The organism is Cryobacterium lactosi (assembly GCF_004403945.1).
GTDB classification, from domain to species: domain Bacteria; phylum Actinomycetota; class Actinomycetes; order Actinomycetales; family Microbacteriaceae; genus Cryobacterium; species Cryobacterium lactosi.
Window position 1 is genome coordinate 67,498 of sequence record NZ_SOHM01000022.1, and the last position, 18,134, is coordinate 85,631.

Consider the following 18,134-nt stretch of genomic DNA (forward strand, 5'->3'; position numbering starts at 1 on the left):
TATTCTTAGCGGTGACCCGCACTGGCGGCTCCACGCAGGTATCAGAGGACGCATGGCAACTATCAACGATGTGGCACGACTCGCCGGGGTGTCGATCAGCACGGTGTCCTACACGCTCAGCGGCAACCGCTCCATTGCCGAGTCGACCAGGAACCGGGTGGTCACGGCCATCCAGGAGCTCGGCTACCGGCCCAATGCCGGGGCCAGGATGCTTGCCGGCACCCGCACCCGCATCTTCGCCCTGACCGCGCCGGTGCGCCCGGACACCCAGGCCGGCGTGCTGATGTCGTTCGTGCTCGCGGTGGCCACGGCGGCCCGCAAAATCGACTATGACGTGCTGCTGCTCACCGCCGATGAGGCATCCACCGGGCTGGAACGGGTGACCTCGAGCCGGCTGGCCGACGGCATCATCGCGCTGGACGTGTCTCTGGACGACGAACGGATGTCGCTGCTGCGCGCGCTCAACATCCCCGCCACCGTCATCGGCGTACCGGCAGACACCGAGGGGCTGGTCTGCGTCGACCTGGACTTCGAGCGGGCCGCGCACCTGGCCGTCAGCCGGCTCGCCGACCTCGGTCACCGCTCAATCGGATTGCTCGGCCTGCCCCGAATCACCTATGACTGGGGTGCGAACTACCCGTTGCGGTTCCGGGACGGCTTTCTCGGCGCGGTGGCGGAGCGTGACATCGATGCGGCGATGGTGATGCCGGCGTCGGACATGGACAGCATCCGTCGTGGTCTCGACGAACTTTTCAGCACCCTGCCGAACATGACGGCCCTGGTCATGCACGCCGGCGAATCGGTGCAGACCACGGTGTTGGAGATCCTGGCCGCTCGGGGGATCTCGATACCCGGCCAGCTCTCGGTGATCTCGGCCTGCGCGGTCTTCGACACGTCCGAGTTCACCCCGCCGCTCGACGAGATCCCGTTGTCCGCGGAGGATTCCGGCACTCGCGCGGTGGAACTGACCATCCGCCAGATCAACGGCGACCGCACCCCGCACGTCGATCTCTTGCCGCCCCGCTACGTCGAGCGCGGCTCGACGGGCCCCGCCCCCATCCGCGAACCGTGAGCTAAGCACTCAAAACCTCGAGTTTTCGGTGCTTTCCTCTCAGTTCGCGAGGGGGTCAGCGGGGGTCTTGCCAGGAGTGCTCGGGCGAGTAGCCCAGGAGGCGGCGGGCCTTGTCGATGCCGAGCAACGTCTCGGTACCGGGCACCTCGCGGGTGAGCCGCACACCGGGGAAGACCTCGGCTGCGAGGTCGGCGCTGGGGCGGCGCATCACGGTGTCGGCGGCGGCGATGATGAAGCGCTCGAAGCCCGGCGGGGCGCTCTGCAGCGCCTTGAGCACCGCCTGGGCGCCGTCGCGGCCGTCGATGTAACCCCAAAGGTTCCACTTGCGCAGCGTCGCATCCGCCTGGAAGCTCTCGAACCTGTCGTAGTCCTCCGGGTCCATCACGTTGGAGAAGCGCAGCGCCGTGATCGAGAGCTCCGGGTCCCACCGCACGAGCTCGATCGCCATCTGCTCCTCGAGGTGCTTCACCAGCGAGTAGGTGCTCTCCGGCCGCGCCGGGTACTCCTCATCGACCGGGATGTAGGGCGGGTCGGTGTCGAACGGCAGGCCGAGCACGGTCTCGCTGGATGCGTAGACGATGCGCTTGATGCCGTTGCGCCGGGCTGCCTGGAACACGTTGTAGCTGGAGAGCATGTTGTTGTGGAAGGTGGCGACGTCGGGCACCAGGCCCGGCGCGGGAATCGCGCCGAGGTGCACGACGGCGTCGAAGCCGTCGGCCTGGTCGTTGACACCGGCGAAGGCGTCCGCCACCTGGCCGTAGTCGGTGAGGTCGATGCGAACAAAACCCGATTCCCGGCTGCCGGCCAGGTCGAAGTTGATCACCTGATGTCCCTCGGCGCGGAGCCGGGCGAGCACGGTCTTGCCGAGCTTGCCGCTGCCGCCGGTGAGGGCGATTCTCATGCTGGGGAATTCCATGGACATCCTTGTCTGGGGCGTGACTGCGCCCGGGTTCGACTCGATTTGTAGCGTTCTGCAACGTATCACGGACGGGTGGGACCGTTGCCGGGTATTCTGGGGTTCAGAGTGACTCGCGCTCAGTGAACGGGCGTCAGCCAGACGGAGGAACCGTGCAGGGCAGCAGCCATGACGACGTGCGCCGACACAACCTATCGGTCGTTCTGCGACTCGTGCACCGCAGCGGTGCGGCGTCGCGTTCCCAGCTCACCAGGGCCACCGGGCTGAACCGGTCCACCATCGCCGCCCTCGTCGCCGAACTGGTCGACCGCGGGCTGGTCGTCGAGCGCGAACCGAGCTCCACCAACCAGGTCGGCCGGCCCAGCCCGATCGTCAGTGTCAGCGAGCAGGTCGTGGCGCTCGCCGTGAACCCCGAGATCGACGCCGTCACGATCGGCATCGTCGGCCTCGACGGCCAGGTGCACCGCCGGGTGCGCTACCCCACCGACCAGTCCCCGAGCGTGCTCGAGGCCGTGAACATCGCCGCCGCCGTCATCGACGGCATGCGCGGCGAGCTCGAGGCCAAGTTCAAGGTGGTCGGCATCGGCGTGGCCGTGCCCGGGCTGGTGCGCGCCCACGACGGCCTCGTGCGGCACGCGCCGCACCTGGGCTGGCTCGACGAACCCCTCGCCGAGATGCTCGAAGCCGCCACCGGCTACCCGGTGCTCGCCGCCAACGACGCCAGCCTCGGTGCCATGGCCGAGCGGTTCTTCGGCGCGGGCAAAGGCATCACCGACCTCATCTACCTCAACGGTGGCGCCAGCGGCATCGGCGGCGGCATGATCGTGGGTGGAGCCGCGGCCGGTGGCATCGCCGGCTACGCGGGCGAGTTCGGCCACACCAGGGTCAGCGACAGCAACCGGGTCGACTCCGCCGGCCTCCGCGGCACCCTCGAAGCCGAGGTCACCCGGCGCGAACTCCTCGAGGTGCTCGGCCTGGCCGGGGCGGATGCCGACGAACTCGAGCAGGCGCTACTGGCGTCCACCTCTCCGGCGGTGCGTGCCGAGGTCAACCGGCAGATCGACCACCTCGCGGTGGCGCTGGCCGGGGCGATCAACATCCTCAACCCGCAGCTGGTGGTGCTCGGCGGTTTTCTCGCCGCGCTGCTGGCGGTGGATGCCGACCGGCTGCGCTCCGCCGTCGCCTCACACTCGCTCGGCGCCGCGTTCGGCACCGTGCGGCTCAGCGCCGCCGAGCTCGGCTCCAACCTGCTGATGATCGGCGCGGCCGAGCTGGCCTTCGAGGGGCTGCTCGACGATCCGGCCGAGCTACCCGCCGGGCCGGGCGCCGTCAGCACCTGAGCCGGCAGAGCATCCAGAAGCGGCTCAGTGCGGCTCCGTAGCACCCCGGCATCCAGCGCCGCCAGGCCTGTCGCCGGGTTGTGGCTGGTGTGAAACGTGCAGAAAATGCCGGATCCGCGCAATCTTTGCCGGGATGCCCCGGCCGGGGAATAGAACCGACCAGCGTACGCTTTTTCCAATTGGGCGATCGCCCGCATCCCCTGAGCACGACCCCGACCGAGGACTCTTTTACGTGACTACCGCCGTCATCCCCGTCATCACCGAGGCCCAACTGCACTCGACCGCCCGGCACCCCGGAGACGCACTGTCCCGTGGACAGCGTGTGGTCTACATCATCATCCTCGGCGCGCTGACGGCTCTCGGCCCGTTCACCATCGACCTGTACCTGCCGGCGTTCCCCACCCTCGAGAGCGAACTCGGCGTCTCGGCCGCCGCCATCCAGCTCACCCTCACCGGCACCATGATCGGCTTCGGCTTCGGCCAGCTGATCGTGGGGCCGTGGAGTGACAAGGTCGGCCGCCGGCTGCCGCTGTTGCTCGCCACGGGCTTCCACGTGCTCGCCTGCGTGGGTGCGGCGCTCTCCAGCGACATCGTCACGCTCGGGATCTTCCGGGTGCTGCAGGGCTTCGGCGCCGCGGCCGGCGCCGTCGTGGCGATGGCCATGGTTCGGGACCTCTTCGGCGGCAAGCCGCTGGTGAAGATGCTCTCCCGCCTGGCCCTGGTGAGCGGCCTGGCGCCGGTGCTCGCCCCGGTCATCGGCTCCCAACTCCTGCTCGTGATGCCGTGGCGCGGCATTTTCTGGGTCCTCGCCGGATACGGCGTCGTCGTGATGGTGGCCGTCGCGATCTGGATTGTCGAGACCCTGCCGCAGAGCCGCCGCACCGTGCCCGGCCACTCGAGCCTCGGCCAGCGCTACCGCGCCGTGCTCAGTGACCGCACCTACGTGGGTGTGCTCATCATCGGCGCGATGACCTTCACCGGTCTGTTCTCCTACCTCTCCTCCTCACCGTTCCTGTTCCAGCAGGTCTACGACTTCAGCGCCCAGGGCTACGGCCTGCTCTTCGCGGTCAACTCCCTCGGCATCGTCGTGGGTGTGCAGACCAGCTCACGCCTGATGCACCGTTACAACGTGGGACCGCAGAACATCCTGATCGGTGCCACCACGATGCTCGTGCTCACCTCCGCGGCGATCTTCACCCTCGACCTGCTGGGTGCCGGCCTCTGGGGCACCCTGATCCCGCTGTGGTTCTTCATCGCGTCCTGCGGGTTCACCTTCCCCACCGTGCAAGTCATCGCATTGAACGCTCACGGCAGCGAGGCCGGCACCGCCGCGTCCCTGCTCGGCGCAGCCAACTTCGGCATCGCCGGGCTGATCTCCCCGGTCGTGGGCCTGCTCGGCGTCGGAACTGCGGTGCCGATGGCCTCGGTCATGGGCGTCGCCGCCATCATTTCGCTGCTCAGCCTCTGGTTCATCGTGCGGCCGCGCTCGGTCGCGGCGCTCTCGCACTGACCGGTCGCGACACCCTCCGCACCGCCTGACCCCTCGCCCCACCGGCCAGTCACGGGGCAAGTCCGGAGGCGGTCGATCTAGCATGGGCTGATGGACCCCTCCCGCGACCCCGAGACTGAGCCCACTCCACCCGAGACCAGCCGCGCCAACATGGCGGCGGATGCGCCCGCCAGGAGAATCGCCCGGCGCTGGCCGTTGATCAGCGGCGCTGTCGCCGTTCTCCTGGCGTTCCTGCTCGGCGCCTTGATCCTGCTGCGCGGCAATGGCCGCCCGATCGAGGCCGACGTCGAGTGGATGGAGGAGATCCTCGAGCACCGATCCCCGGTCTGGGAGGTCCCGGCGCTGGTGATGAACTTCCTCGGCGCGGGCATCGCCGGGGTGTTCGTGATCCCGATCGCGATCGTCGTGCTCCTCCTGGTGCTGCGCCGGCCGTGGGCGGCGCTCTACTTCGTGATCGCCACGGTCGTCAGTGCCGGCCTCGTGCAGGTGCTGAAGACCCTGTTCGGCCGGGCCCGCCCCGAAGACATGCTGATCACCTCCGACTTCGGTTCGTTCCCCTCCGGTCACGTCGCCAACGCCGCCACCATGGCGGTGGCGCTCGGCATCATCTTCCCGTGGCTCTGGGTGTGGATCGCCGGCGCCGTGTACACGGTGGCGATGATGGTCAGCCGAACCTACCTCGGTGCGCACTGGCTCACCGACACCATCGGCGGCCTGCTGCTGGGTGCGGGCGTGGTCATCGTGCTGTGGGCACCGTTCGCGGCCAAACTCGACGGCGAGAACACCATAGCCAGACGGCGAGCGGCGTCGAAGATGGCCGGTGGGCCACACCGGTGACCGATGCCGAATCCTACTCGGCGGAGGACGACCCGGCTCTGACCGATCCGCCCGGCCTCTACGCCCTGCGGGAGCGCGCGATCCCCGGCGGCCGAGTGCAGGTCGGCGGCTTCGCAACGTTCCAGACGGTGCGGGTACGGGTGGACGGCGCAAGCAGGGACGGCCGGGTCTCGGTGTTCGGCGACCTCCCGCCGCACGGAGTGTACGGCAGGCACGACGACCCGCGAATAGATGGGGTGTTCGGTCAGGTGGACTTCGGTTGGCTGAGCCGGTTCTGGCTGACCCGCACGTCGACCTTCGAGGTGATCGACGACAGCACACCGCAGCCCGGGCTGCTGGCAGAGATCGACGGGCTGAGGGTGGGCCTGGTCGACACCGGCGGCACCGTCAGCGCGGCCGGGGTGCCCCAGCTGCAACTGATCTGGCTGGGCGCGGCCGAGCCCGACGGCACGGGGTGGGTGCCGGATGGGTACGGGGCATTCACGAAGCTCGTGGACCGCAGCCTTGTCGCCGCGGTGCGCCGGGTGGAGTGGACGGCGATCTGGCGGGATTTCACCGTGCAGATCGCGACGATCCGCGGCGGGCGGGCGGTGATCTTCCCCGGGAGAAAAGGAGAGCCGCCGCTCGGCGCGCCCGAGGTCGTGCCCGGTGGAGACCGCCGCACCAGCGGCTGGTCCGCCGTGGTGCCGCTGGAGCAGCTGAGCCTGCGCGGGTGGACCTTCACCGAGAGCCCGCTGGGCGTCGGCGCGGTGGCCACCTGCGTGGGCGTGCTGCGAGGCCGCACCGCCTTGATGGCGCGAGTGGCGGGGCCGCACGTGGCCGGCGAGGAACCGGTGCCTGCCCCGGGCAGCGCGGTCATCATCAAGAAGGCCAGGGGCGACACGGTGACCGATGATTTCGTCCTCGTCGAGCGGAGCCCGCACTTCTGGGACTGGCGGGTGACAGTGGACGAGAGCGAGGTGACCGACCTCAGGCAGATCACCGCGACGACCACCTGGCAGGGCGAGACCTACGCCGTCGAGGGTGTCAACGACAAGACGGCGCAGGTGTACCTCAATCGCAGCGCGGTTGACGTGCACGAGACCACCCCGCTCGTCTACTCGGTGCGGCCGGTCGAGCGGGACGCGCTGCCCGTGGACAGCATTCATTGGTAATCGTGGGGCTCACCGTTCACGGATGTCGGCTGCGGGGCTGACATTCGCGGCGGGTGCGCGCTAGCGTCGGGTCATGAGAATCCTCCTCGTTGGTGCCGGTGGCGTCGGTGACGCCTTCGCGAAGATCATTGCCCGCCGTTCCTTCTATGAGCATGTGGTGGTGAGCGACTACGACCTGGGCCGGGCAGAGCGCACGATCGCGTCGATCGCAACCAGACACGGCGCGGAGACCGCCGCCAGGTTCACAGCGGCGCAGATCGACGCATCCGACCCGGAGGTCGTGGCTCGAGTCGCCCGCGAGCACTCGGTCACGCACGTGATGAACGCCGTGGAACCCAAGTTCGTGCAGAGCATCTTCGCGGGCGCGCTCGCCGCGGGCGCCGACTACCTCGATATGGCGATGAGCCTGAGCGAGCCGCACCCGACCGAGCCGCACACCGAGACCGGCATCAAGCTCGGCGACGACCAGTTCGAGCAGGCCGGCGACTGGGAGACCAGTGGGCGCCTCGCCCTGGTGGGAATGGGTGTGGAGCCGGGGCTCAGCGATGTGTTCGCCCGGTACGCGTCCGATCACCTGTTCAGCGAGATCGACGAGCTCGGCACCCGGGATGGCGCCAATCTGGTCGTGCGCGACGAGGCCGGTAACGAGATTTTCGCGCCGTCGTTCAGCATCTGGACCACCATCGAGGAGTGCCTGAACCCGCCGGTGATCTTCGAGAAGGACCGCGGCTGGTTCACCACGGCTCCGTTCAGCGAGCCTGAGGTGTTCGATTTTCCCGAGGGCATCGGCCCGGTGGAGTGCGTGAACGTGGAGCACGAAGAGGTGCTGCTGATGCCGCGCTGGCTGGATGCGAAGCGGGTCACGTTCAAGTACGGCCTCGGCGAGGAGTTCATCGGGGTGCTGCGGACGCTGCACTTGCTCGGCCTGGACAGCGTGAACCCGGTTCGGGTGCGCACGGCGGACGGCCCGGCGATGGTCGCACCGCGTGACGTGGTGGCGGCGAGCCTGCCCGACCCGGCCACGATCGGGCCGCGCATGACGGGCAAGACCTGCGCGGGTGTCTGGGTGACCGGCCTCGGTACGGATGGTGCGCCCCGGGAGGTCTACCTCTATCACGTGAGCGACAACGAGTGGACGATGGCGGAGTACGACGCCCAGTGCGTGGTCTGGCAGACCGCGCTGAACCCCGCGATCGCCCTGGAGCTCCTGGCGACCGGAGTGTGGGCCGGCACCGGGGTGCTCGGCCCCGAGGCCTTCGACGCGAAGCCCTACCTCGACCTGATGGCCGCCCCCGAGCCGGCCGGTTACGGCCAGCCCTGGGGCCTGGACGAACGCACCCCCGCCGCCGCCAGCTGACCCGGCCGGGACTACGCCCGCACCCCGCCCCCGTTGGTCGAGCCTGTCGAGACCCCGCCGGTCGAGCTCGTTGAGCCCCCCGTTGGTCGAGCCTGTCGAGACCCCCCGTTGGTCGAGCTCGTCGACCCCCCCCGTTGGTCAGCCCGTCGAGACCCCGTGCGCTGCATGCTGCTCGCCGGCGGCCGCGCTCTTGCCGCGCATCTCGATGAGGGTTTGACCTGGATCGACGGCTGCCGGTGGCCGCAGCCAGTACCGGCCTCGATTCTCGAAGATCTGCCAGCCCTGGTTGTGCAGCAACCGGTGGTGCGGGCCGCAGAGCAGAATGCCCAGGCGAATGTCGGTCAGCCCGTGGTCGCGTACCCATTCCTCGAGGTGATGCGCTTCGGTACGGGACGGAGGTCTGTCGCAGTCGCCCCACCGACAGCCACCGTCGCGAGCGGCCATGGCGATGCGTTGAGCCTGGCTGAATATCCGCTCTTCCCGGCCGAGATTCAGCGGCTGTCCGTCTGCGTCGAGGGCGACCTCGACAGTGCCGGACGTGCAGATCAGCCTGCCAATGGTCTCGCGGGACACCGGTGCCAGGTTGCCCTCGATGAAGCCGTGCCCGGTGCCATCGGGGATCGGCACGAGCACCTCGGTCCCCTCCGGAGCGGGAGTTCCGACGCGGTCGGGGTTCCCGGCCGGGCGCCGGGTGGGCTCGGTGACCAACACCCGCACGGCGGGGAGGCGACCGCCGAGCATCCGGCCAGGGTTCACCTCGCTGCCGGCCTTGAGCAGGTCGAGGAAGGTGTCCGCGGCGATCTGCCCGGTGCTGCGCGGGTCGTCCTGCACGGCCCGAGCCCACGCGGCCCGGTCCGGGTCGACGAAGCGGACTCCGCCGCGGCGCGGGCCGGTGAGACTGTCATAGACGGACAGGATGAATTCGCCCTGTTCCGGCGGGAACAGCCCGTGGATGTGCACCTGACCGGCATCGGACTTCCAGACCCGCAGGTACCTGTCGTCCCAGGCCTTCTTCTCTCGCGTGGCGATGCCGGCCTCGTCGAGGCTGTCCCGCATCCGCCGGGACCGCCTGAGCAGCTGGTCCACGTTCATCCGCTTCGCCTCGCCCAGGAGCGTGTTCACAGCGTCGGCGAGCGCCCTGCCGGTGACGACCGAATCCACATCACCCAGGCCGGTGCGGATCGCATGTGCCGCGGCCACCGACAAAGTGCCGGCATTCACGGCCGACGAGATCGGGGAATGCCACGGCAGTGCGGCGGGGTGCTCGACGAAGCTCTCGTCGTCGAACAGGCCACCCGCCCCGCCCGCCCAGTCTGTCTCGCCAGTCTCGTGTGATCCGTCGGAGTCGTGCAGCCCTCGGCCGGCCACCTCGAGCAGCCTGAGCGCCCCCTCCGCGTCTGCTTCTGCCTGGTGTGCCTGGGCGGCCTCGGCGTCGCCCAGCATCCGGGCCACATCCACGAGTTTGAGGGCGTCTTTGCGGGTCGACCCGGTCATGTCCTGAATCAGCTCATCCGGCGAGGTGAACCCCTGCCGCGCGGCCAACCCGTTCTGGCCCAGCTCGGGCCGGGAGCGATGTGCGAGCGTCTTGGCCATCCACACCGACCGGGTTTCCACCAGGCCACGCAGCCGGGCGAGGTTACGCTGACCGGCGAGAAGCTCGGCATCCGTCAGCGCGTCGTAGTCGGTGCTGCAGGCCCCCAACCCCTCCACGGCGTGGGCCGCGGCAGCCAAGGAATCAGCAGACAGCCCGCCGCCACGCGAGGCGGCGGGGGCGGATGTATATACGATGGTTGCCATGCAGTGAGAGTAGCCCGATCTCGAAGCTGTGTGTGAGTAAATATCAGATTGTGGATAACTCTTTTTAACCAGGTAGGCCGTCCGGCCGCGCTCAAGCCCATGGGTCCGAATGACCCCGCTGCTAGGGTGAACCCCTGCGGTCGCGCTCTTGGCGGCCCATCAAATGGGGGATTTGAGAACACTATGCTGACTCCGCAAGAGGCGATCAAGTCGGTATTCCGCAACTACGCCACCCTGTCCGGGCGGGCGCGGCGCAGCGAGTTCTGGTGGTTCGCGCTGTTCCAGGTCGTGCTGTTCGCCGTCGTGTTGCTGCTCGGCGCTCTGGGCATCGGCACACCAGCGCGCGGCGAGATGCCCGTGTCGATGGGTATCGCCATCGGCGTCATCCTGCTCCTGGCTCTGGGTCTGGCCGTCCCGAACGTCACGCTCTACGTGCGCCGTCTGCACGACGGCGACTTCTCCGGCTGGCTCTACTTTCTCGCCTGCATCCCCTACGCCGGTGTCCTGGTCGTGCTGATCTTCGCCCTGCTGCCCAGCCAGCCGGCCGGTGCCCGTTTCGACGCGGTCCCGTACACCGGCAGTGCCACGCCGGCCCAAAAGCCAAGCCAGACCCTCTCCTGACCTCGTCGGACCACAACCATCCAAGGACTCTCATGACAATTCTGCAGAAGGCGATCACCCCGCAGACCAGCAACGCCTATCTCACCGCCGGTTTCGACCGGGTGTACGGCTTCGTGGTCACGGTGCCCGACGCGGCGTTCGCCACCACGCCCGCCCAGCTCTTCGACGTGCACGCCCTGGGCTTCCCGGCGTCGCCGTTCTCCCGCGACGACCCGTATGTCGACGTGATCCGGTTCCCGGCCAGGGCATCGATGCGGCTGGAGAACGCGATCGGCGGCACCGACCAGGCCACCCGGGCGCTCACCGGCGGCCCGTTCGTGGACCGGCCGCCGTTCATCGGCACCGGCTTCGCTCCGGCTCCCGGGCACATCGTGCCGGTCTGGTGGATGCGGCACACCCGGCTCGCTCCCGGCACTGAGCTGGTGCGGGTGTTCGCCGACGGCAGTTCGAAGCTCCTCGCCGTGTTCCCCAACATCGCCGACGGTTGGATGGTCGACGGCAAATCCGTGGGCCGGTCGACCCCGTTCTCCCGCTACAGCGGCACACTCGCCGAGTGGAGCGGGATGCACCTCACCGCCGACGTGATCGACCACGGCCGCCGCATCGTGCTCGCGACGGACACGAAGCCAGATGACGAGCGTTTTGTGCGCACCGGCCGCGGCATGTGGAAGTTCGAGATCCCGTTCGAGGAAGCCCAGGGGATCATCGAACTCGACATGGAGGCGAACTGGAACGGCCTGAACCTGCGGATCGTCGACGAGTTCACTGACACCGACGGCACGACGCTCTACCGAGGCTCCTACCTCGACCACAATGCCGACCTCGCCGAGGGGCTGCGGTTGACCAAGGTGGACGCCGGGGTGTATGAACTCACGGTACCCGCCTCCAGCGTGCTCGACATCCGCACCACCGTGCTCACCCAGTCGACCTGGGCGGAGTAGCCGGCCGCCGCCACCCGCACAGCCCGCTCCCGACCGGCGGCGCTAGAGTCGCAGCATGGATGACTACGACGACTACGACAGCCGCCCGGTCGGTTTCATGGGCAAGATGCGCGGCGGGCTCAAGGGGCTCACCTGGGTGCTGATCCTGTCCCTGATCGCCATCACGGTCGGCGCCACATCGCTCCTGTTCCTCTTTCAGTAGGCTTCGCTGGGCCGGAGGCGTGCGCGCCCCCTGTACCCTGATCGAGGGGGCGAGGCCTCCGTCGGCCTGCGCCGACTCACCAGAGCCGACGAAAGAGACCCCATGCTGACACCTGCCGCGGCGATCGCATCCGTTTTTCGCAAGTACGCCGACTTCACCGGCCGGGCGCCACGCAGCGAATACTGGTGGTTCGCTCTGCTGATCTGGGCCGTGTTCGGGGCCCTCGCGTTGCTCCAGCTGATCCCGACCGGCACCGACCGCAACGGCTACCCCTCGCATAATTTCGAGGTCGTCTTCATGCTCGCGGCCCCGATCGTGGCCATCGGCGTACTGCTCCCGAGCCTGGCGGTGCTCGTGCGACGCCTGCACGACGCGAACTTCTCCGGCTGGTTCGTCTTCCTCGGCCTGATCCCTGGCGTGGGCGCGATCATCCTGCTGGTCTTCACGCTCCTGCCCAGCAATTCCGCCGGCGCCCGGTTCGATGTGGCCCGGCAGGCGCCTGGACTCACCTTCCAAGGAACGGGCCTGCGCTAGGCGGTTCGCCAGGCTCGGGGTTCGGCTCAGTCAAGGGGGACACGCCAAGCCGCACAGTGCAGTGATCCCGCTGGCCGGCTGGATCCTCCAGGAGTCCCGGCTGCCGATGGGCGAGGCGGCCGTGAAGGCATTCGGCATGCCGAAGGACCGAACCGGGCTCGCCGCTATCGCTCGCCGCGTGCCCGGCACCGTCGCCCCGGCATGACTCCTGCACTTCCCCAGGCCGACCAGGGCGGATGCCGGATTCACGCGGCCGGCAGCCGCGCGACCAGGATTCTGCAGGAGTTATGCTCGCCGTACCGATGGTGACGACGGACGGGGCAGCGATGATCAACGGAGACGTCTCCTTCTGGTGGAACCAGATCGGCCGGCCCGCCCCGCGCGCCCCTCTGCCCGGCTCCACCAACGCGGACGTCTGCATCGTCGGCGCCGGCTTCACGGGCCTCTGGGCCGCGTACTACCTCAAGAAGGCTGCCCCAGAGCTGCGCATCCTCATCCTGGAGCAACGCTTCGCCGGCTACGGCGCCTCCGGACGGAACGGCGGCTGGCTCACCAATTCGGTCACCGGCGGCCGTGAGCAGTACCTCCCGAGCCACGGCCGGGATGCGGCCGCCGCCTTCCAGCTGGCCATGAACGACACCGTCGACGAGGTGATCCGGGTGGCCGCGGTGGAGGGCATCGACGCCGACATCGTCAAGGGCGGCGAGTTCACCGTGGCCTACGACAGGCCGCAGCAGCGCCGGCTCGAGGCCGCGGTGCGTGCCGAGCAGGCCTGGCCGCACACGGATGTGCAGCTGTTCAGCGCCGCCGACGCCACCGCGCAGATCAACGTGGCCGGCTCGACCGGCGCGATGTGGCACCCGCACTGCGCGCGCATCCAGCCCGCGAAACTCGTGGCCGGGCTCACCCGGGCCGTTCTGGCGCTCGGGGTGGAGATCTACGACGACACCCGAGTCACCGAGATCACCCCGCACGCCGCGCTCACCGCCCGCGGCACCGTGTCGGCCGAGTTCATCGTGCGCGCCACGGAGGGCTTCACCGCGGGCCTGGCCGGGTTGCACCGGGCCTGGCTGCCGATGAACTCGTCGCTGATCGTCACCGAACCGCTCGGCGCCGATGTGTGGGCCGGCATCGGCTGGCAGGGCAGGGCAACTCTGGGCGACATGGCGCACGCCTACATGTACGCGCAGCGCACCGCCGACGACCGCATAGCGATCGGCGGGCGCGGGGTGCCGTACCGGTTCGGGTCCCAGACCGACTCCGACGGGCGCACCCCGGCGAGTACCGTCGAGGCGCTCCGCGGCATCCTGCACCGTTTCTTCCCCGGCACGGCGGATGCCGCGATCGAGCACGCCTGGAGCGGCGTGCTGGGCGTGCCCCGCGACTGGGCCGCCACCGTGGGCCTCGACCCGCGGACCGGCCTGGCCTGGGCTGGCGGCTACGTGGGCACAGGGGTGGCCACCACGAACCTGGCCGGCCGCACCCTCACCGACCTGATCCTGGGCCGGGAGAGTGCGCTCACCGTGCTGCCCTGGGTGAACCACCGGGTGCGCAACTGGGAACCGGAACCGCTGCGCTGGCTGGCCGTGACGGCCCTGTACCAGGCCTATACCCGCGCCGACCGGGCCGAACTCGCCCGCCGCACCACCACCTCGCCCCTGGCCACCCTCGCCGACAAGGTCTCCGGCCGCGGCCACTAGCCCGGCGCGCCCTGGCCGCGTGCGTTAAGGCGGAGAAACTCGGAACACGCCGGGGCGCCCGGCCCGGCAACGCGGCGTGTCACGAATTTCTCCGCCTTTACGTTCCCGCCCGCTCCGCCACATCCGCCCCGCCGCGCCCAACCGGGGCGCACCCTCGATTCGGGCCGTGTCGTGTGGTGTACTCGTGGCATGGGCGTTGACGAGCAGACCGTGACCGAGGCGTACCGGCTGGCAACCGTGGCCGCGGCGTCGGCCGCGGTGACCGTGCGGGCGGCGGAACCGCGGGACCTCGCCGGCGTGATCGGGCTCTTCGAACGCACCTGGGGCCTGGGGCGCAGCCCCGACCGCGCGATGCTGCTCGCGCTCGACTACGCGGGCAACACCGTGCTGTTAGCCACCCAGAACGGCAAGCCGGTCGGCGCGACGCTCGGGTTCCTGGGCTGGACCGACGGCGTGCACCTGCACTCGCACATGGCGGCCGTCGTGCCCTGGCACCGGGGCGGCGGTGTCGGCCACGCCCTCAAGCTCTTCCAGCGCGCACTCTGCCTCGAGCAGGGCATCACCGAGATGCGCTGGACCTTCGATCCGCTGATCCGCCGCAACGCCCACTTCAACCTGGCCAAGCTCGGTGCGGAAGTGACCGGGTTCCTGCCGGACTTCTACGGCCGGCTCGACGACGTGATCTCGGGCAGCGACCGCAGCGACAGGTTCGAGGTGCGCTGGAGCCTGACGTCCCCACGGGTGCTGCGGGCGCTCGCCGGGCAACCGCCCCCGGCCTGGACCGACCTTGCACGCTGGCCGCTGGATGTGGACTTCGAGCAGCTGCGGGCCGACGATCCGGTGGCCGCCGCCCGCCGCCGGGAGGAATCCCGGCTGGTCTTTTCCGCGGCACTGGGCCGGGGGCTCCGGCCGGAGCTGACGGCTGGCAACGACTACGTTTTCACGACCGACCCCAGCGACCGCGTCAACTAACCGAGGTTGGGTCTTAGGGCCGCGCGACTGGCGCAGTCAGCGACCGAGGCCCGAGTCCGCCTCGGGGTCGTGCTGGACCCGGCCGGTGATCCGGCGTTCGAACCAGTACAGCAGTTCGGGACGGAGCCGGTTGAGCTCGGTGAGGGTCATCGGGTCGGGCACCCGCACAACGGGGGCGCCCAGCTCGTCCGCGACGGTCTCCATCGCGCCGCGCGAATAGAACTGGCCGCGCATCCGCACCAGCAGCTGACCGTCGGCGTCGGTCACGAAGAGCTGCGGATGCGTGTCGATCGCGCCGCTCTGGTACAGCTCGAGGACCACGACGCTGGCGACCTGTTCGGCCGGGAAGCTGGTGACCTGGCCGAAGAAGCCGCGTTCGGAGATGCCGGTGTCGTCCACCCAGACGCAGGTGCGGAGGAACCCGACGATACCCAGGATGGCCGCGAGCATCACGATCAGCTGGGCGATAAGCACCGGAACCCACTCGTCGAGGGGAACGGTGAGCCAGTAGAGCACAGCGAAGACTGGCGCGAAGAACGCCAGAACCGACAGCGTCGACTGGCGCAGCAAATGGCCGTGCGGTCTCAGCACGTGCGCACGCAGAGCCGTGCCCGTGATTTTCGCCACCCCTGTGTCCCCCTCACCCGGTGTATTACAGAGTATGCCGCATGGTCAGTCCCCTCGGTAGACACCTTTCGGGGGCCATTACGCAAAATGACAGGCCGGGAAACTCCAGACTCCGGGCCGCTCGGCCGTAGAGTGTCAAAGTGAACTCGCGGGCAACGACGGGGCCGGGGCTGGGCCGGCGGCGATTCCGCCTGCACCCCGCCCAAGCCGTGGCCGCGGGATTCGCCGTCACCGTGCTGCTCGGTGCCGGGCTGCTCTCGCTGCCGATCGCGAAGGTCGGCCCAGGCGGGGCCTCCTTCGCCGAGGCGATCTTCACGGCCACGTCCGCGGTCTGCGTGACTGGTCTCACCGTGGTCGACACGGCCACCTTCTGGACCCCGTTCGGACAGGTGGTCATCCTGCTTCTCATCCAGATCGGCGGGTTCGGCGTGATGACCTTCGCGTCGGTGATCGGCCTGGCCGTGGTGCGCCGGTTGTCCTTGCGCTCCCGGGTCACAGCGGCATCCGAAGTGCGCAGTGTGGGCCTGGAAGACGTCAAGGGCCTGGTGCTCGGAGTCGTCACCATCTCGCTGATCGTGGAGGGCGTCGTGGCGGTGCTGCTGAGCCTCCGGTTCCTGTTCGGCTACGGCGAGCCGGTCGGGCAGGCCATCTGGCTCGGTGTGTTCCATTCGGTGTCGTCATTCAACAACGCCGGGTTCGCCCTGTTCAGCGACAACCTGATGGGCTACGCCGTCGACCCGTTCATCTGCCTGCCGATCGCGGCCGCCGTGATCCTGGGCGGGCTCGGCTTCCCGGTGATCGTGCAGCTGCGGAAGCACCTGCGGTCGCCGCTGCTCTGGAGCATGAACACCCGCATCGTGCTGGCCGGCACCGTCACCCTGCTGGTGGCCGGCACGGTCTACATCACCGCCGTCGAGTGGTCCAACCCGGCCACGCTGGGCCCGATGGACTGGCCGGCGAAGATCCTGGCCGGCTTCTTCCAATCGGTGCAGACGCGCACCGCGGGCTTCAACAGCGTCGACATCGGGGCGATGGACTCCGCGAGCCTGCTCGGCATGGATGTGCTGATGTTCATCGGCGGTGGGCCGGCCGGCACCGCCGGCGGCATCAAGATCACCACCTTCGCCGTGCTCTACTTCATCCTCGTCGCCGAGGTCCGCGGCGACGGCGTGGTGAACGTGTTCGGCAAGAGACTGTCCAGGGCTGTGCACCGGCAGGCCATCTCGGTGGTGCTCATGGCCGTTTTTGTGGTCGTTGTCTCCACGGCCATCCTGATGGTGCTCACCGACCTCACCCTCGATGTGCTGCTCTTCGAGACCATCTCCGCGTTCGGCACCGTCGGGCTGTCCACCGGCATCACGGCCGACCTGCCGCCGGCCGGCCAGGTCATCCTGATCCTGCTGATGTTCATCGGCCGGCTCGGACCGATCACCTTCGCATCCGCCCTCGCCCTGCGCGAGCACCCCGTCGCGTACGAACTCCCGAAGGAGAGGCCCATCATTGGCTAAATTCAGGTCGTCATCGTTCTCCCTGTTCGGTCAACGGCAGCCCGCCCGCCTGGCCGAGGAGGACTCCGTCGTGGTGATCGGCCTGGGCCGCTTCGGCAGTGCCCTCGCCCTGGAGCTGATGGAGAGCGGCACCGAGGTGCTGGGCATCGACGGTGACGAGGAGATCGTGCAGGCGCACAACCGGCTGCTCACCCACGTGGTGCGGGCCGATTCCACCAAGGAGGACACCCTGCGGCAGCTGTCGGTGCCGGAGTTCAGCAGCGTGGTGGTTGCGATCGGCGGTGACATCCAGGCCAACATCCTCACGGCGTCGCTGCTGATCAAACTGGGCATCCCCAACATCTGGGCCAAGGCGGTGAGCGAACCGCACGGCGAGATCCTGCGCCAGCTGGGCGTCAAGCACGTCATCTACCCGGAGAAGGACATGGGTCGCCGTGTCGCCCATCTGGTGCGCGGCGTGATGCAGGACTACATCGACATCGGCGAGGACTTCGCCCTGGTGAAGACCGCGCCGCCCCGGGAGATCCTGGACAAGCCGCTGAGCCTGACCAAGGTGCGCACCGTGCACGGGGTCACCGTCACCGCGTATCACCGGGCCGGCCAGGGCTGGAGCTACGCCACCATGGAGACCGTGATCCTCGAGGGCGACATCGTCCTGGTCGCCGGCCAGACCGAGCGCGTCGAGTCGTTCAGCCGGCTGCCGTGACGGGCCCCGTCGAGTTCCTCACCGGCGCCGCCCTGGGCACCCGGGTCGTGGTGCGCACCCGCATCGCCGGCGGCTACACGGATGCCCTCGGCTACCTGCGCTCCTGCGACTCCGCGAACTGCACAGTGGAAACCAAGCGCGGCACGGTTCAGCTCGCGCTCGCCGAGGTCGTCGCCGCCAAAGAGGTGCCGCCGGCCCCGGCCCCCCGCCCCCGCCGCCACGTCGGCGACTAGCCGCGCCCGGCCCGCCGGCCCGCCCGTTCGCCCGTCCGCCGGCCCGCCAGCCGCGACTGTTGCCCGTGCGGACAATTGCGTCCGGCGTACCGGGCGCAGAAGTCCGC

The 18,134-nt window shown here is 69.2% G+C and carries 19 protein-coding genes; 16 read left to right on the forward strand and 3 right to left on the reverse strand.

Annotated elements, in window-relative coordinates; translation table 11 throughout:
• Positions 1-52 precede the first annotated feature (52 nt).
• Complete coding sequence (locus tag E3T61_RS10225; protein WP_166793201.1) at positions 53-1,072, forward strand: LacI family DNA-binding transcriptional regulator; 1,020 nt, start codon at positions 53-55, stop codon at positions 1,070-1,072.
• A 55-nt stretch (positions 1,073-1,127) separates the two neighbouring features.
• Here the strand turns inward: E3T61_RS10225 and E3T61_RS10230 are convergent, their stop codons facing one another.
• Positions 1,128-1,973 carry an NAD-dependent epimerase/dehydratase family protein gene (locus tag E3T61_RS10230; protein WP_134640807.1) on the reverse strand — a complete coding sequence of 282 codons (846 nt, stop codon included), beginning with the start codon at positions 1,971-1,973 and terminating at the stop codon, positions 1,128-1,130.
• A gap of 167 nt (positions 1,974-2,140) precedes the next feature.
• Here E3T61_RS10230 and E3T61_RS10235 point away from each other — a divergent pair, with 167 nt between their 5' ends.
• From E3T61_RS10235 to E3T61_RS10255, 5 genes are all read left to right on the forward strand, one after another.
• Positions 2,141-3,328: an ROK family transcriptional regulator gene (locus E3T61_RS10235; RefSeq protein WP_134640758.1), complete on the forward strand. Its 1,188-nt coding sequence runs from the start codon at positions 2,141-2,143 to the stop codon at positions 3,326-3,328.
• A gap of 271 nt (positions 3,329-3,599) precedes the next feature.
• On the forward strand, positions 3,600-4,838 hold the full coding sequence (locus E3T61_RS10240; protein WP_420898479.1) for a multidrug effflux MFS transporter: 1,239 nt from the start codon (positions 3,600-3,602) through the stop codon (positions 4,836-4,838).
• 90 nt (positions 4,839-4,928) lie between these two features.
• Positions 4,929-5,675: a phosphatase PAP2 family protein gene (locus E3T61_RS10245; RefSeq protein ID WP_241992498.1), complete on the forward strand. Its 747-nt coding sequence runs from the start codon at positions 4,929-4,931 to the stop codon at positions 5,673-5,675.
• On the forward strand, positions 5,672-6,829 hold the full coding sequence (locus tag E3T61_RS10250; RefSeq protein ID WP_134640760.1) for a hypothetical protein: 1,158 nt from the start codon (positions 5,672-5,674) through the stop codon (positions 6,827-6,829). Before E3T61_RS10245 ends, E3T61_RS10250 begins: the two co-directional genes overlap by 4 nt.
• A 73-nt stretch (positions 6,830-6,902) precedes the next feature.
• Complete coding sequence (locus E3T61_RS10255; protein ID WP_134640761.1) at positions 6,903-8,186, forward strand: saccharopine dehydrogenase family protein; 1,284 nt, start codon at positions 6,903-6,905, stop codon at positions 8,184-8,186.
• A 138-nt stretch (positions 8,187-8,324) separates the two neighbouring features.
• On the opposite strand, the gene E3T61_RS10260 is transcribed toward E3T61_RS10255, so the two are convergent.
• On the reverse strand, positions 8,325-9,983 hold the full coding sequence (locus E3T61_RS10260; RefSeq protein ID WP_134640762.1) for an HNH endonuclease signature motif containing protein: 1,659 nt from the start codon (positions 9,981-9,983) through the stop codon (positions 8,325-8,327).
• A 183-nt stretch (positions 9,984-10,166) separates the two neighbouring features.
• Here E3T61_RS10260 and E3T61_RS10265 point away from each other — a divergent pair, with 183 nt between their 5' ends.
• The 7 genes from E3T61_RS10265 (at position 10,167) to E3T61_RS10285 (ending at position 14,953) form a co-directional block, all read left to right on the forward strand.
• Positions 10,167-10,604, forward strand: coding sequence for a DUF805 domain-containing protein (locus tag E3T61_RS10265; protein ID WP_166793202.1), 438 nt, complete (start codon positions 10,167-10,169; stop codon positions 10,602-10,604).
• A gap of 32 nt (positions 10,605-10,636) precedes the next feature.
• A complete protein-coding gene (locus E3T61_RS10270) occupies positions 10,637-11,545 on the forward strand; it encodes a hypothetical protein (RefSeq protein WP_134640764.1) in 909 nt (302 codons plus the stop codon).
• Positions 11,546-11,600: 55 nt separating this feature from the next.
• Positions 11,601-11,747, forward strand: coding sequence for a hypothetical protein (locus E3T61_RS21910; protein WP_166793203.1), 147 nt, complete (start codon positions 11,601-11,603; stop codon positions 11,745-11,747).
• A gap of 102 nt (positions 11,748-11,849) precedes the next feature.
• Positions 11,850-12,281, forward strand: a complete 432-nt coding sequence (locus tag E3T61_RS10275) for a DUF805 domain-containing protein (RefSeq protein ID WP_134640765.1) — start codon at positions 11,850-11,852, stop codon at positions 12,279-12,281.
• Positions 12,282-12,342: 61 nt separating this feature from the next.
• Positions 12,343-12,486, forward strand: a complete 144-nt coding sequence (locus tag E3T61_RS22200; protein ID WP_206751527.1) for a hypothetical protein — start codon at positions 12,343-12,345, stop codon at positions 12,484-12,486.
• A 121-nt stretch (positions 12,487-12,607) separates the two neighbouring features.
• The gene (locus E3T61_RS10280) at positions 12,608-13,981 is read left to right on the forward strand and encodes an NAD(P)/FAD-dependent oxidoreductase (RefSeq protein WP_134640809.1); all 1,374 of its coding nucleotides are present in this window, start codon (positions 12,608-12,610) and stop codon (positions 13,979-13,981) included.
• 189 nt (positions 13,982-14,170) lie between these two features.
• The gene (locus E3T61_RS10285; RefSeq protein ID WP_134640766.1) at positions 14,171-14,953 is read left to right on the forward strand and encodes a GNAT family N-acetyltransferase; all 783 of its coding nucleotides are present in this window, start codon (positions 14,171-14,173) and stop codon (positions 14,951-14,953) included.
• A gap of 36 nt (positions 14,954-14,989) precedes the next feature.
• On the opposite strand, the gene E3T61_RS10290 is transcribed toward E3T61_RS10285, so the two are convergent.
• Complete coding sequence (locus E3T61_RS10290) at positions 14,990-15,580, reverse strand: hypothetical protein (RefSeq protein WP_134640767.1); 591 nt, start codon at positions 15,578-15,580, stop codon at positions 14,990-14,992.
• 140 nt (positions 15,581-15,720) lie between these two features.
• On the opposite strand from E3T61_RS10290, the gene E3T61_RS10295 reads away from it, so the two are divergent.
• Genes E3T61_RS10295 through E3T61_RS10305 form a run of 3 tightly spaced genes read left to right on the forward strand, consistent with a single transcriptional unit; the run spans position 15,721 to position 18,027 of the window.
• The gene (locus E3T61_RS10295) at positions 15,721-17,088 is read left to right on the forward strand and encodes a TrkH family potassium uptake protein (RefSeq protein ID WP_134640768.1); all 1,368 of its coding nucleotides are present in this window, start codon (positions 15,721-15,723) and stop codon (positions 17,086-17,088) included.
• On the forward strand, positions 17,081-17,794 hold the full coding sequence (locus tag E3T61_RS10300; protein WP_198418670.1) for a potassium channel family protein: 714 nt from the start codon (positions 17,081-17,083) through the stop codon (positions 17,792-17,794). Before E3T61_RS10295 ends, E3T61_RS10300 begins: the two co-directional genes overlap by 8 nt.
• Positions 17,791-18,027 carry a putative acetyltransferase gene (locus tag E3T61_RS10305; protein ID WP_134640769.1) on the forward strand — a complete coding sequence of 79 codons (237 nt, stop codon included), beginning with the start codon at positions 17,791-17,793 and terminating at the stop codon, positions 18,025-18,027. Before E3T61_RS10300 ends, E3T61_RS10305 begins: the two co-directional genes overlap by 4 nt.
• Positions 18,028-18,134 lie beyond the last annotated feature (107 nt).

What these genes read in the sequence shown, in the direction of transcription:
- E3T61_RS21910 (WP_166793203.1), top strand. Translation starts at nt 11,601, where the DNA reads ATGGATGACTACGACGACTACGACAGCCGCCCGGTCGGTTTCATGGGC.
- E3T61_RS10265 (WP_166793202.1), top strand. Translation starts at nt 10,167, where the DNA reads ATGCTGACTCCGCAAGAGGCGATCAAGTCGGTATTCCGCAACTACGCC.
- E3T61_RS10225 (WP_166793201.1), top strand. Translation starts at nt 53, where the DNA reads ATGGCAACTATCAACGATGTGGCACGACTCGCCGGGGTGTCGATCAGC.
- E3T61_RS10270 (WP_134640764.1), top strand. Translation starts at nt 10,637, where the DNA reads ATGACAATTCTGCAGAAGGCGATCACCCCGCAGACCAGCAACGCCTAT.
- E3T61_RS10245 (WP_241992498.1), top strand. Translation starts at nt 4,929, where the DNA reads ATGGACCCCTCCCGCGACCCCGAGACTGAGCCCACTCCACCCGAGACC.
- E3T61_RS10275 (WP_134640765.1), top strand. Translation starts at nt 11,850, where the DNA reads ATGCTGACACCTGCCGCGGCGATCGCATCCGTTTTTCGCAAGTACGCC.
- E3T61_RS10230 (WP_134640807.1), bottom strand. Translation starts at nt 1,973, where the DNA reads ATGAGAATCGCCCTCACCGGCGGCAGCGGCAAGCTCGGCAAGACCGTG.
- E3T61_RS10280 (WP_134640809.1), top strand. Translation starts at nt 12,608, where the DNA reads ATGATCAACGGAGACGTCTCCTTCTGGTGGAACCAGATCGGCCGGCCC.
- E3T61_RS10285 (WP_134640766.1), top strand. Translation starts at nt 14,171, where the DNA reads ATGGGCGTTGACGAGCAGACCGTGACCGAGGCGTACCGGCTGGCAACC.
- E3T61_RS10255 (WP_134640761.1), top strand. Translation starts at nt 6,903, where the DNA reads ATGAGAATCCTCCTCGTTGGTGCCGGTGGCGTCGGTGACGCCTTCGCG.
- E3T61_RS10260 (WP_134640762.1), bottom strand. Translation starts at nt 9,983, where the DNA reads ATGGCAACCATCGTATATACATCCGCCCCCGCCGCCTCGCGTGGCGGC.